Genomic DNA, 13,109 nt, shown 5'->3' with positions numbered 1-13,109 from the left:
GCTTAATCCAGACCCAGAACACCGCGTAATTGCGACAAGTCTTCCGCCAGCGTCGTGATTGGCCCTTTCAGCGCATTGCGATCGGCATCGGTCAGTTTGTCATAGGTTTCAAAACCGTCTTTGGTACGGTACTTGCTCAGAATGGTATCGACTTTTTTGAAGTTCGCATCCACCTTCGCCAGCAGTTCAGCATTGGATTTTTGTAATTGAGGACGCAGGAGATCGACAATTTTCTGCGCGCCATCGACGTTGGCCTGGAAATCCCACAGATCGGTATGGCTGTAGCGATCTTCTTCCCCACTGATTTTGCTGGCAGCAACTTCTTCAATCAGCCCTGCTGCTCCGCCAACCACTTTAGACGGTGGGAAAGCAAGCTCGCTAATACGCGTTTGCAGGTCAAGAACATCACTGTTTAATTGGTCGGCGTACTTGTCCATACCTTTAGTGGTATTGTCGCCAAACAGCGCTTTCTCCAGGCGGTGGAAGCCGGTGAATTTCGGATCGGCGGCTTTTTGCTCATAATCATCTTCACGCGCATCAATGCTGCCGTCGAGATCGGAGAACAATTCGGCAATTGGTTCAATACGCTCATAATGCTGGCGGGTTGGCGCATACAGCGATTTGGCTTTCTCCAGATCGCCTGCTTTAATGGCATCCGTGAAGGCTTTCGTGCCTGTCACCAGTTGCGCGGTTTCTGCCGTTACATAGGCTTTGTATTCAGTAATTGCACCACTCAGGCTCAGCAGAGCGTCGCTGTGCGCGGCATCTGCCGTTGCAGTCCCCTTCACGATCAGCTTGCCTTTCGGGTTGGTCAGCAGACCGCAGGTCATATCATATTCACCCGGCTGCAGATTAGCCGTCATTTTCTGGCTAAAGCCTGGTGCAATGTTTTCGCGCTCTTCAACCACCATAACGCCTTTAAGAATTTCCCACTCCAGCGCTTTCTGGCTGTGGTTCTGGATGATGAACTGCGTTTTCCCGGCGTTAACCGTGATCGTCATCGGCTCACACTGTTTGTCGTTAACCGTGACTTTCACCTGCGGAATATCGGCGGCTTGTGCAGAAAAAGCGGATGCAAACAGCGCGGCAATACCCAACTGCAGCGCACTACGGCGAAAATTAAACGTCATAACCTATCCCTATAAATAAGTATGTTGTAACTAAAAAGTATTCTGCATCGCGTTTTTATCAAGGTGCGGTACGCGATGCCGTAGTGCCTGAACGCGGCGGTAGTGCAAACATAATCAATGCCGGAATCAGATAGATAAACCAGACAGCAACTTCACTGACGCTTGGCGCTTCCTGATAACCGAAGATCCCTTCCATCAATGTGCCAAACAGCGAATGCGTTGACAGAACGCTGCTCATATCAAACGCCACGTCCTGGAAATGATTCCATAACCCGGCTTCGTGGAATGCACGAATGGCCCCCGCAGCAAGGCCTGCGGCAACCAACAAAATGAACAGGCTGGTCCATTTAAAGAAAGCCCCGAGATTGAGGCGAATCCCACCGAGATAAATCAGATAACCCAGTACCACCGCAGTAGCCAGTCCCAGCATCGCACCTAGCGGTGGCCAGATACCCACATCCTGCTGAAATGCCGCCAGCAGGAAGAAGACAGACTCCAGCCCTTCACGGGCAACGGCAAAAAAGACCATCATCACCAGCGCCCAGCCATGATGATTGCCTTTCTGTAACGCGTTATCGACAGCCTGTTCCAGTTGTACTTTGACGTTGCGCGATACTTTACGCATCCAGAAGACCATCCAGGTCAGGATCACCACGGCAATGAGCGCCACGATGCCTTCAAACAGCTCCTGTTCTTTTTGCGGAAATTCACCGGTGGTTTCGTTGATGAAAATGCCTAACGCCAGGCACAACGCCGCCGCCAGCAACACACCAATCCACATCACACCAATCCATCGACCACGCTGAGTCCGTTTCAGGTAGCTGGCAATCAGGCTGACAATCAGCGCGGCCTCTAACCCTTCGCGCAACATAATTAGAAATGGAACAAACATGCGAAGTACCCTTTAACGTTATTCTCAGTCAACTGATGCAAAGAAAAGTAAATTACAGTGATAGTGATTATCATTACAGCAAAGAAAAACTCAAGCAGAATGTTTTGAGAATGATGACTGAATGTAAAAGGTTAGGTAGGTAACGGTTATGACGGTTTTACGACCGGGTCAATAAAAAAGCCCGCACACGGCGGGCTTGAGGACAGAGGCTGATTATTCTTCCTGCAAACGCGACGGCGGTGCTGAATGATAATGCGCATCAGCCTCGGCAAAACGTTTCTGCATTGCTGCTGATGGCGCTTTCCCCCACAGACTGAAGACCACAATCCCGATGCTGCCGAACACGAAGCCCGGGATGATTTCATACAGGCCCAACCAGGCAAACTGCTTCCAGACGATAACCGTCACTGCACCAATGACCATCCCTGCCAGTGCGCCGTTACGGGTCATACGCGACCACATTACGGAGAACAGAACAACCGGACCAAAGGCAGCACCAAAGCCAGCCCAGGCGTAGCTCACCAGGCCGAGCACACGGTTCTCTGGGTTTGCCGCCAGCGCGATGGACACCAGCGCCACGACCAGCACCATGATACGCCCAATCCATACCAGCTCTTTCTGGCTGGCATTTTTACGCAGGAACGCTTTGTACAAATCTTCGGTAATCGCACTGGAGCATACCAGCAGCTGGCAGCTCAACGTCGACATCACCGCTGCAAGGATCGCAGACAACAGAATACCGGCAATCCATGGATTGAACAGGATCTGCGCCAGTTCAATAAACACACGCTCAGCATTCTGGTTCACGGCACCCGCCAACGACGGGTTGTTATTGAAGTAAGCAATGCCGAAGAACCCAACGGCAACCGCGCCAGCCAGACACAGAATCATCCAGGTCATACTAATGCGACGTGCGTGGACAATGCTATGGTGAGAATCTGCCGCCATAAAGCGCGCCAGAATATGCGGCTGACCGAAATAGCCCAGTCCCCATCCCATCAGGGAAATGATGGCAACAAAGTTAAGCCCTTTGAACATATCCACGTTCTCAATGCTCTTTTGTTTAATCACTTCCAGCGAATCATCAAACCCACCCACGCCAATAATAACCATCACCGGCGTCAGGATCAGGGCGAAGATCATCAGGCTGGCCTGGACGGTATCGGTCCAGCTTACTGCCAGGAAACCACCGATAAAGGTGTAAATGATCGTCGCGGCCGCGCCCGCCCACAGCGCGGTTTCGTAGCTCATACCAAAGGTGCTTTCGAATAAACGCGCCCCTGCCACAATACCTGAAGCACAATAGATGGTGAAAAACAGCAGGATAACCAGTGCTGAGATAATTCGCAGGATACGACTTTTATCTTCAAAACGGCCGGTAAAATAATCCGGCAACGTTAGCGCGTTGTTATTGTATTCGGTGTGTACACGTAAACGCCCGGCCACCAGTTTCCAGTTAATCCATGCCCCTAATACCAGACCGATAGCGATCCAACTTTCTGAAATCCCCGACAGGAAAATCGCGCCAGGCAGCCCCATCAGCAGCCAGCCGCTCATGTCAGATGCCCCGGCGGACAACGCCGTTACGAACGGACCCAGACTGCGTCCACCCAGAATATAATCGTCAAAGTTTTTGGTCGAACGCCAAGCAATAAACCCTATCAATATCATGCCGAAAATATAGACACAGAATGTCACTAACATCGGTGTGCTAATAGCCATCAAAACTCTCCAAAATTATGTATCAGCAATGCCGTGGCTTGCCGTTTTATTACCCTGCCGGAACGTGGCAAAGATATCTATGTTGACCAGGGCGACCGTATCCTGCCGGAAGCGATGGTTATTCACAATCGATTTAACACACCATTTACATCAAATTTGATCCAGAGTAGATAGCATTTTTCTGTAGGTTGCACTCTCTCACATTTTTTTCGGTTGCACCTTTTAAAAGTGTTAACTACCGCAGAGAAAAAGATTTTGTAATTTTTACAGCCCACATCATAAAACTCACATTTATTAACATTTCATTCATTTCCAAGCTTGCAAACCAAGTCACATTTAACACGGTTGCACAAAGTTGCAACATAGTGGATATTTCTCGGTAACTATCAGACCCGTATTTCAGTACAACAGGAGTAAATGGCATGGGAACCACCACGATGGGGGTTAAGCTGGATGACGCCACTCGCGAGCGTATTAAAACAGCAGCATCACGAATCGATCGCACGCCACATTGGCTGATCAAACAAGCCATCTTTAATTATCTCGAAAGACTGGAAAATGACGACGCGCTTCCTGAACTACCGGCCCTGCTGGCGGGTGCCGCGAATGAGGGTGAGGAGTCAACCACGCCGCAGAATGAAGCGCATCAGCCTTTCCTGGAATTTGCAGAGCAGATCCTGCCGCAGTCTGTTTCCCGCGCAGCAATCACCGCCGCGTACCGCCGCGCCGAAACCGACGCAGTGCCGATGCTGATGGAGCAGGCTCGTCTGCCGCAACCCATCGCTGAGCAAGCGCACAAGCTGGCATACAGCCTGGCCGACAAACTGCGTAACCAGAAGACCGCCAGCGGCCGCGCCGGGATGGTACAAGGTTTATTGCAGGAGTTCTCCCTATCTTCACAGGAAGGCGTCGCGCTGATGTGTCTGGCGGAAGCCTTGCTGCGTATTCCTGATAAGGCAACCCGCGATGCGTTAATCCGCGACAAAATCAGCAACGGCAACTGGCAGTCGCACATTGGACGCAGTCCGTCACTTTTCGTCAACGCGGCGACCTGGGGGCTGTTGTTTACCGGTCGTCTGGTTTCTACGCATAATGAAGCCAGCCTTTCACGCTCACTCAACCGTATTATCGGCAAGAGCGGTGAACCACTGGTGCGTAAAGGCGTCGACATGGCAATGCGCTTGATGGGCGAGCAGTTTGTCACCGGAGAGACTATCGCCGAAGCGCTGGCTAACGCGCGTAAACTGGAAGAAAAAGGTTTCCGCTACTCTTATGACATGCTGGGTGAAGCCGCGCTGACCGCCGCCGATGCCCAGGCTTATATGGTGTCGTACCAACAGGCGATCCACGCCATTGGCAAAGCCTCAAACGGGCGCGGTATCTATGAAGGGCCTGGCATTTCTATCAAGCTGTCGGCGCTGCACCCGCGTTACAGCCGCGCGCAGTATGACCGCGTGATGGATGAGCTTTATCCGCGCCTGAAGTCGCTGACCCTGCTGGCACGCCAGTATGACATCGGTATCAATATCGATGCTGAAGAGGCAGACCGACTGGAAATCTCCCTCGATCTGCTGGAAAAACTGTGCTTTGAACCTGAGCTGGCGGGCTGGAACGGTATCGGCTTTGTTATTCAAGCCTACCAGAAGCGCTGCCCGTATGTTATCGACTACCTGATTGACCTCGCCACGCGCAGCCGCCGTCGCCTGATGATCCGCCTGGTTAAGGGCGCCTACTGGGATAGCGAAATCAAACGTGCGCAAATGGACGGTCTGGAAGGTTATCCGGTCTATACCCGTAAGGTGTACACCGACGTTTCCTATCTGGCCTGTGCGAAAAAACTGCTTGCTGTACCGAATCTGATCTACCCACAGTTCGCCACCCACAACGCCCATACGCTGGCGGCCATTTATCAGCTAGCGGGTCAAAACTACTATCCAGGTCAGTATGAGTTCCAGTGTCTGCATGGTATGGGTGAACCGCTGTATGAACAGGTCACCGGCAAAGTCGCTGATGGCAAACTGAACCGTCCATGCCGCATTTATGCGCCGGTCGGCACGCACGAAACGCTGCTGGCGTACCTGGTACGTCGTCTGCTGGAAAACGGCGCCAACACCTCATTCGTCAACCGTATTGCAGACACCACCCTGCCGCTGGATGAACTGGTTGCCGACCCTGTTGAAGCCGTTGAAAAACTGGCTCAGCAGGAAGGTCAGGCCGGGCTGCCGCATCCGAAAATTGCCCTGCCGCGTGACCTGTACGGTAAAGGCCGCGAAAACTCAGGCGGGCTGGATTTAGCTAACGAACATCGTCTGGCCTCGTTGTCCTCTGCCCTGCTCAACAGCGCGCTGCAAAAATGGCACGCTAAGCCAATACTCGAACATCCGGTTGCTGACGGTGAAATGACGCCCGTCGTCAACCCGGCCGAACCGAAAGACATAGTCGGTTACGTGCGTGAAGCGACTCACAGCGAGGTGGAACAGGCATTACAGAACGCGGTAAATAACGCGCCGATCTGGTTCGCCACACCGCCGCAAGAGCGTGCCGCTATTTTGCATCGCGCCGCCGTTCTGATGGAAGGCCAGATGCAGCAATTGATTGGCATTCTGGTGCGCGAAGCAGGTAAAACCTTCAGTAACGCCATTGCGGAAGTGCGCGAAGCGGTCGACTTCCTGCACTATTATGCCGGTCAGGTCCGCGATGACTTCGATAATGAAACCCATCGTCCGTTAGGCCCGGTAGTTTGCATTAGCCCATGGAACTTCCCGCTGGCTATATTCACCGGACAGATTGCCGCCGCGCTGGCGGCGGGCAACAGCGTGCTGGCGAAACCTGCGGAACAAACCCCGCTGATTGCCGCCCAGGGTATCGCTATTTTACTCGAAGCGGGTGTACCGCTGGGCGTGGTGCAACTGTTGCCTGGTCAGGGCGAAACGGTCGGGGCGCAACTCACTTCCGATGAGCGCGTACGCGGCGTCATGTTTACTGGCTCAACGGAAGTTGCCACGCTGTTGCAACGCAATATCGCGACCCGCCTGGATGCTCAGGGACGTCCAATCCCGCTTATCGCCGAAACCGGCGGGATGAACGCCATGATCGTCGACTCCTCCGCGCTGACGGAACAAGTCGTGGTCGACGTCCTGGCTTCTGCCTTTGACAGCGCCGGGCAGCGCTGCTCCGCGCTTCGCGTCCTGTGTCTGCAGGACGATGTAGCCGACCATACGCTGAAAATGCTGCGCGGCGCGATGGCGGAATGCCGCATGGGCAACCCGGGCCGCCTGACTACCGATATTGGACCGGTTATCGATGAAGAAGCCAAAGCCAATATTGAGCGCCACATTCAGGCCATGCGCGCCAAAGGGCGTCCGGTGTTCCAGGCCGTGCGCGAAAATAGCGACGATGCGCGGGAATGGCAAACCGGTACCTTTATCGCCCCGACGCTTATTGAGCTGGAAAGCTTCGATGAATTACAAAAAGAGGTGTTTGGTCCGGTACTGCACGTCGTGCGTTACACCCGTAATAATCTGGGCAGCCTGATTGAGCAAATTAATGCCTCCGGCTACGGTCTGACGCTGGGCGTGCACACCCGCATCGATGAAACCATCGCCCAGGTCACGGGATCGGCACATGTGGGTAACCTGTACGTTAACCGCAATATGGTCGGTGCCGTTGTCGGCGTACAGCCATTCGGTGGCGAAGGCTTGTCAGGCACCGGACCCAAAGCGGGTGGACCGCTGTATCTGTACCGCCTGCTGGCTAACCGTCCGGAAAATGCGTTAGGCATTACGCTTGCGCGTCAGGATGCAGACTACCCGGTCGATGCGCAGCTTAAAGCCGCACTCGTTCAACCGCTGGAAGCGCTCACCGCATGGGCAATCGATCGCCCGTCGCTGCATGCGCTCTGCCAGCAGTTTGGCGAACTGGCACAGGCCGGAACGCAACGCCTGCTGCCAGGACCAACCGGCGAGCGCAATACCTGGACGCTGTTGCCGCGCGAACGTGTGCTGTGTATCGCCGATGACGAACAGGATGCACTGGTACAGGTTGCCGCGGTGGCTTCCGTTGGTAGCTTAATCCTGTGGCCAGATGATACGTTCCATCGCGACCTGGCAAAACGCCTGCCAACTGCGGTTTCCGGGCGTATTCAGTTTGCCAAAGCAGACAACATCACCTCGCAGCCGTTTGATGCCGTTATTTTCCACGGCGATTCCGATCAGCTTCGCGCATTGTGCGAATCTGTGGCAGCCCGCGAAGGGGCGATTGTGTCGGTCCAGGGCTTTGCCCGTGGCGAGAGCAATATTCTGCTGGAAAGGTTGTATATTGAGCGCTCCCTGAGCGTCAATACCGCCGCAGCCGGGGGGAATGCCAGCCTGATGACAATCGGCTAAGGTTGTGGTTAATTAAGGCTCCGGTAACGGGGCCTTTTTTTATGAAGCCAGAGGGAAGCATGAAACGAATTGTACTGACCTGTGCCGCACTGCTGCTGAGCGGCCAGGTGCTGGCGGATGACTGCGCCAACGCGAACACGCAGATTGAGATGAACACCTGTGCGGCAGAGCAGTATAAGGCGGCCGACGCCAAACTTAATGAAACGTACCAGAATGCGCTGAAGCGCGCCGCTCCAACCCAGCGCGATTTACTGAAAAAAGCGCAAATATCCTGGATAACTTTGCGCGATGCGGACTGTGCGTTAATCAGTTCAGGTACCGAAGGCGGTAGCGTTCAGGCGATGATTTCCAGCCAGTGCCTGACGGATAAGACCAACGAACGCGAAGCGTTTCTCGCCTCGCTCTTACAGTGCGAAGAGGGTGACTTAAGCTGCCCGTTACCGCCGGCAGGTTAACGCACGCGGATCCCTTCAATAATCATCCGCTGTACGCTCTCAACGGTTTGGTTAAAAAAGGCTTCATCACGCAGCGTTGCGCCCGTCACTGCCTCTACCTGTGGGGCAAAATCGGCGTAATGCTGGGTTGAAGCCCAAATCATAAAAATCAGATGATGCGGATCGACCGGCGCCAGCTTCCCGCTTTTAATCCACCCAGCAATCAGCGCAGATTTCTCATCAATCAGCGTTTTGAGATCGCCAGTTAATTCAGCCATCAACAACGGCGCGCCTGCCAGCATTTCCATACAAAATAGTCGCGATGCCTGGGGATAATCGCGGGACACTTCCAGTTTGAGTCGGATGTACTCTTTAATCGCCGCCAGTGGCGCAAAGTCCTCGCGAAAGGCCTTCAGCGGTGCCAGCCAGATATCGAGGATCTGGCGTAATACGGCAATATAGAGCACTTCTTTAGAAGGGTAGTAATAAAGCAGATTCGTTTTAGACACCCCCGCCAGTTCCGCAATCTGCTCCAGACGCGTGCCATGAATGCCATACTGGGAAAAGACATTTAATGCCGCGGTTAAGATAGCCTGGCGTTTTGCACTCACGGCCTGCGAGCGTTTACCTGTTTTTTTCTCTGCGCCTTGAGCCATGCACCCTCTCCTTGTTCTGAGGGCGCCAGCATAACAAATCGCACACTGAAACGTTAAATTAAAGCGACTCGGGCGGAGCCTCCTGCTGGACGGCTTTCTTCTTTTTGAACTTGAGTTCGCTGACCAGTACGCCAATGATAATGAATGCCGCCCCCAACAGAGCAAGCAGCGGCAGACGTTCCCCTGCGAGTCGACCAAAAATCCCCGCCCATACAGGCTCACCGGTATAGATTACCGTTGCGCGTGTCGGCGAAACGCTGCGCTGCGCCCAGTTCATGGTGACCTGGATAATCGCACTGAAAATCCCCAGCCCCAACGCCACAACCAGCAATCCGGTTGACATCGGCGGTACGGACTCTCCGGCTGGGGCCATTGCAATAAACGCTACGATTGAAGCAGTTGCCAGTTGTACCACCGTTACCCGCCGCACATCCACTTTTCCCGCCCACGCGCTAATCAGGATAATTTCCGCCGCAATCGCCACCGCGCCAGCGAGCGTGATCCACTCTCCTTCGCCCAAAGCCAGCAAATTGCCTCCTGGCCCGGCGAGAAAAATCAACCCGATAAAAGCCAGCACAATGCCGACACACGGCATCAGTCCGGGCATACGTCCCAGACACAGCCATTGTAAAAGCGGTACCAGTGGCACGTACATCGCAGTAATAAACGCCGATTTACTGCTGGGAATAAACTGTAGTCCCCAGGTTTGCAGACTATAGCCCAGCGCAATGGCGATACCGATTGCCACGCCTGCTTTGAATTCCAGCCACGTTAGCTTATGCAATGTGCGTAACGACAAAAGCGCGACCGCCAGCGCGGCGGTGGCAAAACGCACGCCGACAAAGAAAAAGGGACCGCTCAGCGTGACAGCATATTGCACAGCCAAAAACGTTCCGCCCCAGAACATGGTGATCACAATGAGGATCGCCTCCTGGGGTTTAACAGAGAAGGAATAACGAGAAAGTAATGACATGAGACACCCGATTATCTGAATGTCATTAGTCTGCGTTGCGTTTTGTTACAGTTCAACCTTGCAGACAAAAAAAACCGCCGGAACGACCCGGCGGCGGTGGCGACGTAACGTCTGTCTCTGAACACTCAGCCGTCACGATATCTCTAACAGACAGCCCGACAATTACGATTTGTTATTGCCGTGACTATTCTTGCCCCCTTTTTTTCCTGCTTCTGAAGCGCGTTGCGGGTCATTCTTGAAGTTGCCCCCGCTGTGCTGGCCACCTTTTCGACCTGCTTCTGATGCTCTTTCGCGGTCTTCCGCAAAGTTGCCGGAACCGCCCCGATGGTTTGCCATTACTGACCTCCGTCATTGATTAGCCATCATATTGCATAGGTACTGAGGAGTGATACCTCACGCAGCGCAAGGGCCGTGCCCTGATTTTTACTGCGTGGGATTAAGCATAGTGAAGAGTAACCGGATAACCGGCGAACTGTAATATTCTGCAACAGGAATGGCCGCCAGATGTTAATAATCGCGGCATGAAATCAATAAGTCTTTCTTATGGCTACCAAATTCCGCTCGGTTAAAAATGTATCATTTTGCAACAAAAACAGTTGTTATAAAAATTGTTATAAATCAAAGAAGTGATTGTGAAATTTGCACTCCTGGCCGTACGTCATATCTTTAAAGGGAGGTAGCGAATCGCTACGGACACAGTTAACTCGAGGAGTAGTGTAAAATGGCAAAAGTTCTGGTGCTTTATTATTCCATGTACGGACACATTGAAACTATGGCCCATGCAGTTGCAGAAGGCGCAAATAAGGTAGATGGCGCGGAAGTGATTATTAAGCGCGTACCAGAGACCATGCAGCCTGAGATTTTCCTCAAGGCTGGCGGCAAAACCCAAAACGCACCAGTCGCCACCCCGCAAGAACTGGCTGATTACGACGCCATTATTTTTGGTACCCCGACACGCTTTGGCAATATGTCCGGCCAGATGCGCACCTTCCTCGACCAGACTGGCGGACTGTGGGCTTCTGGCGGCCTTTACGGCAAACTCGCCAGCGTATTCAGCTCAACAGGCACTGGCGGCGGTCAGGAACAAACCATTACATCAACCTGGACAACACTTGCCCACCATGGGATGGTGATTGTACCCATCGGTTATGCGGCGCAAGAACTGTTTGATGTCTCACAAGTTCGTGGAGGCACACCTTACGGCGCAACGACCATCGCCGGAGGCGACGGCTCTCGTCAGCCAAGTCAGGAAGAGTTATCTATCGCCCGCTATCAGGGTGAATATGTCGCGGGTCTGGCAGTAAAACTCAACGGCTAATCTTCAACAGGAGGATTCGAATGCCAACTCAAGAAGCGAAAGCTCATCACGTTGGTGAATGGGCAAGTCTGCGCAATACATCGCCGGAAATAGCCGAAGCCATTTTTGAAGTCGCGAATTATGACGAAAAACTGGCGGAAAAAATTTGGGAAGAAGGTAGCGACGAGGTACTCATCAAAGCCTTTGAAAAAACAGACAAAGATTCGCTCTTTTGGGGTGAACAGACTATCGAACGTAAAAACGTCTAGCGCTCAGACTCCCCCGCGAACACGGGGGAGTTTTTCTTTTACTTCGCCGCCTCATTCAGCACGCTGTCGAACTTATCTATCGGGCAAAAACCATCCGCATCTATCGGACATCCTTTCAGCTCAAGCGTTACGCGCTGCGCCGGGGATTTCAGCGTCAGAACGTCTGCATTACGCAACTGCTGCGAGCTCTGATACACATACTCGATTTTCATCAGATCACGATTTGCGTTGCTGTCATGCCAGCGCTGGAAGACAATCTTCCCGCCAATCGGCGTACGCTCGTTCTGATCGTGAAGCTGGTATGGTTTGAAATCCAGCGCGGTGAGCAGCGAAGCGATGTTTGAGTCATGTCCCACCAGCACGGTTATTTTCGGTGCTTTCGCGCGTTCAGTAACCAGCGCATTATCAATATATTTCACCAGAGGTTTGGCGACGTTCTGCGCCACTTCCGGGGAGGTGAACAGGCTGTCCTGATAGCCATTTTTCAGCTTCGACAGAACCTTCCACTGCTGATCCGATTTAATCTCGCCCCAGGCAACCTTGTCCATCGGGAAGCCTTCGTAATATTGCAGCGTGAAGGCATCAACCAGCGAATTTCCCACCTTTAGCGGCCCCGATACGCCTGGCTCCTGCTGGTATTTCGCGCTGAACGTATCTTTGGCATCGGTCAGGGAACACTGCTGTTTTTCTTTGCAGGATGGAGAGTCTTTGTAGTCGGTCATTTGCTCAAGCAACTGATAGCTATCGTTGAGCTGCATTTTACTACGCTCTTTCTCCATGGCCTGTACGGCCTGCTGGCTGAAGGCGGCGGAATCATCGGTGATCACCGGATTAAAGGTGGGATCCATGGTGCCCATTTTTTCCTGATGATGGACCGGAACATCGCAACCAGGGAAAGCACCGGTGACAAAGAACTGCGCCGTAGCAACAGTGCGCTGCAGGCTGTTAGCATAGGTATAAACCGTATCCGGTGCCGGACATTCGCCCGATTTCACCATCCCCTGCTCTGCCAGCCACTCTCGCATGTAGTGGCCCATATAGATTTCCAGCACACCGCCTTTGGTGGTGAGTTGTCCGCCGGGGACATCCCATTCTGGCCATTGCTTGGGGGTGGACTGTTCAAGAACGCTGCCATTATTGGCTAAAGGTGCACGTAAGTTATGCCGACTCATCATCAATACTTGTTGAAGCTGATAGCCTTCCGGCGCGGTCTGCGCCTGCGCGGCGGTTGACAATAATACAGCCCCTGCCACGGCTGCGGCGATTAACGATTTATTCATCCCTACGACCTCTTGTTGTTATCAATCACCACAGAGTGTGACAGATATATGACATTTTTCCGGGAACGCTT

11 protein-coding genes are annotated in these 13,109 nt (G+C 53.1%); 4 read left to right on the top strand and 7 right to left on the bottom strand.

The window, feature by feature from the left end:
• Positions 1 to 2 precede the first annotated feature (2 nt).
• From efeO to putP, 3 genes are all read right to left on the bottom strand, one after another.
• Positions 3 to 1,130 (bottom strand): iron uptake system protein EfeO, encoded by a 1,128-nt coding sequence (gene efeO, locus AL515_RS09930; RefSeq protein WP_048212076.1) that lies wholly within the window; start codon positions 1,128 to 1,130, stop codon positions 3 to 5.
• Positions 1,131 to 1,188: 58 nt separating this feature from the next.
• On the bottom strand, positions 1,189 to 2,022 hold the full coding sequence (gene efeU, locus AL515_RS09925; protein WP_061067658.1) for an iron uptake transporter permease EfeU: 834 nt from the start codon (positions 2,020 to 2,022) through the stop codon (positions 1,189 to 1,191).
• A 213-nt stretch (positions 2,023 to 2,235) separates the two neighbouring features.
• Entirely contained in the window at positions 2,236 to 3,744 is a 1,509-nt protein-coding gene (gene putP / locus AL515_RS09920; protein WP_048212078.1) for a sodium/proline symporter PutP, read from the bottom strand.
• A gap of 422 nt (positions 3,745 to 4,166) precedes the next feature.
• On the opposite strand from putP, the gene putA reads away from it, so the two are divergent.
• Positions 4,167 to 8,129 carry a trifunctional transcriptional regulator/proline dehydrogenase/L-glutamate gamma-semialdehyde dehydrogenase gene (putA, locus tag AL515_RS09910; RefSeq protein WP_061067657.1) on the top strand — a complete coding sequence of 1,321 codons (3,963 nt, stop codon included), beginning with the start codon at positions 4,167 to 4,169 and terminating at the stop codon, positions 8,127 to 8,129.
• 59 nt (positions 8,130 to 8,188) lie between these two features.
• Positions 8,189 to 8,584, top strand: a complete 396-nt coding sequence (locus AL515_RS09905; protein ID WP_061067656.1) for a lysozyme inhibitor LprI family protein — start codon at positions 8,189 to 8,191, stop codon at positions 8,582 to 8,584.
• Here the strand turns inward: AL515_RS09905 and rutR are convergent.
• From rutR to AL515_RS09890, 3 genes are all read right to left on the bottom strand, one after another.
• Positions 8,581 to 9,219, bottom strand: a complete 639-nt coding sequence (rutR, locus tag AL515_RS09900) for an HTH-type transcriptional regulator RutR (protein ID WP_048212080.1) — start codon at positions 9,217 to 9,219, stop codon at positions 8,581 to 8,583. The genes AL515_RS09905 and rutR overlap by 4 nt on opposite strands.
• A 58-nt stretch (positions 9,220 to 9,277) precedes the next feature.
• The gene (locus tag AL515_RS09895) at positions 9,278 to 10,192 is read right to left on the bottom strand and encodes a DMT family transporter (protein WP_061067655.1); all 915 of its coding nucleotides are present in this window, start codon (positions 10,190 to 10,192) and stop codon (positions 9,278 to 9,280) included.
• 162 nt (positions 10,193 to 10,354) lie between these two features.
• Positions 10,355 to 10,528, bottom strand: a complete 174-nt coding sequence (locus AL515_RS09890) for a general stress protein (protein ID WP_003036022.1) — start codon at positions 10,526 to 10,528, stop codon at positions 10,355 to 10,357.
• Between the two features lie 385 nt (positions 10,529 to 10,913).
• Between AL515_RS09890 and wrbA the strand changes: the two genes are divergently transcribed.
• Positions 10,914 to 11,510 carry an NAD(P)H:quinone oxidoreductase gene (gene wrbA / locus AL515_RS09880; RefSeq protein ID WP_003832057.1) on the top strand — a complete coding sequence of 199 codons (597 nt, stop codon included), beginning with the start codon at positions 10,914 to 10,916 and terminating at the stop codon, positions 11,508 to 11,510.
• Between the two features lie 20 nt (positions 11,511 to 11,530).
• A complete protein-coding gene (locus AL515_RS09875; RefSeq protein WP_061067654.1) occupies positions 11,531 to 11,758 on the top strand; it encodes a YccJ family protein in 228 nt (75 codons plus the stop codon).
• 38 nt (positions 11,759 to 11,796) lie between these two features.
• Here AL515_RS09875 and agp read toward each other — a convergent pair whose 3' ends face one another.
• Positions 11,797 to 13,038 (bottom strand): bifunctional glucose-1-phosphatase/inositol phosphatase, encoded by a 1,242-nt coding sequence (gene agp / locus AL515_RS09870; protein WP_061067653.1) that lies wholly within the window; start codon positions 13,036 to 13,038, stop codon positions 11,797 to 11,799.
• Between the last annotated feature and the right edge of the window lie 71 nt (positions 13,039 to 13,109).

It is taken from the genome of Citrobacter sp. FDAARGOS_156 (assembly GCF_001559235.2).
In the GTDB taxonomy this organism is placed as follows: Bacteria; Pseudomonadota; Gammaproteobacteria; order Enterobacterales; family Enterobacteriaceae; genus Citrobacter; species Citrobacter youngae.
The sequence above is the reverse complement of the archived record's forward strand: the minus strand, read 5'-3'. Positions and strand labels throughout refer to the sequence as shown.

Bases quoted from the DNA above. Each gene is read 5' to 3' on its own strand.
- AL515_RS09890 (WP_003036022.1), bottom strand. From the start codon at position 10,528: ATGGCAAACCATCGGGGCGGTTCCGGCAACTTTGCGGAAGACCGCGAA.
- AL515_RS09875 (WP_061067654.1), top strand. From the start codon at position 11,531: ATGCCAACTCAAGAAGCGAAAGCTCATCACGTTGGTGAATGGGCAAGT.
- efeU (WP_061067658.1), bottom strand. From the start codon at position 2,022: ATGTTTGTTCCATTTCTAATTATGTTGCGCGAAGGGTTAGAGGCCGCG.
- AL515_RS09905 (WP_061067656.1), top strand. From the start codon at position 8,189: ATGAAACGAATTGTACTGACCTGTGCCGCACTGCTGCTGAGCGGCCAG.
- putA (WP_061067657.1), top strand. From the start codon at position 4,167: ATGGGAACCACCACGATGGGGGTTAAGCTGGATGACGCCACTCGCGAG.
- rutR (WP_048212080.1), bottom strand. From the start codon at position 9,219: ATGGCTCAAGGCGCAGAGAAAAAAACAGGTAAACGCTCGCAGGCCGTG.
- putP (WP_048212078.1), bottom strand. From the start codon at position 3,744: ATGGCTATTAGCACACCGATGTTAGTGACATTCTGTGTCTATATTTTC.
- AL515_RS09895 (WP_061067655.1), bottom strand. From the start codon at position 10,192: ATGTCATTACTTTCTCGTTATTCCTTCTCTGTTAAACCCCAGGAGGCG.
- wrbA (WP_003832057.1), top strand. From the start codon at position 10,914: ATGGCAAAAGTTCTGGTGCTTTATTATTCCATGTACGGACACATTGAA.
- efeO (WP_048212076.1), bottom strand. From the start codon at position 1,130: ATGACGTTTAATTTTCGCCGTAGTGCGCTGCAGTTGGGTATTGCCGCG.
- agp (WP_061067653.1), bottom strand. From the start codon at position 13,038: ATGAATAAATCGTTAATCGCCGCAGCCGTGGCAGGGGCTGTATTATTG.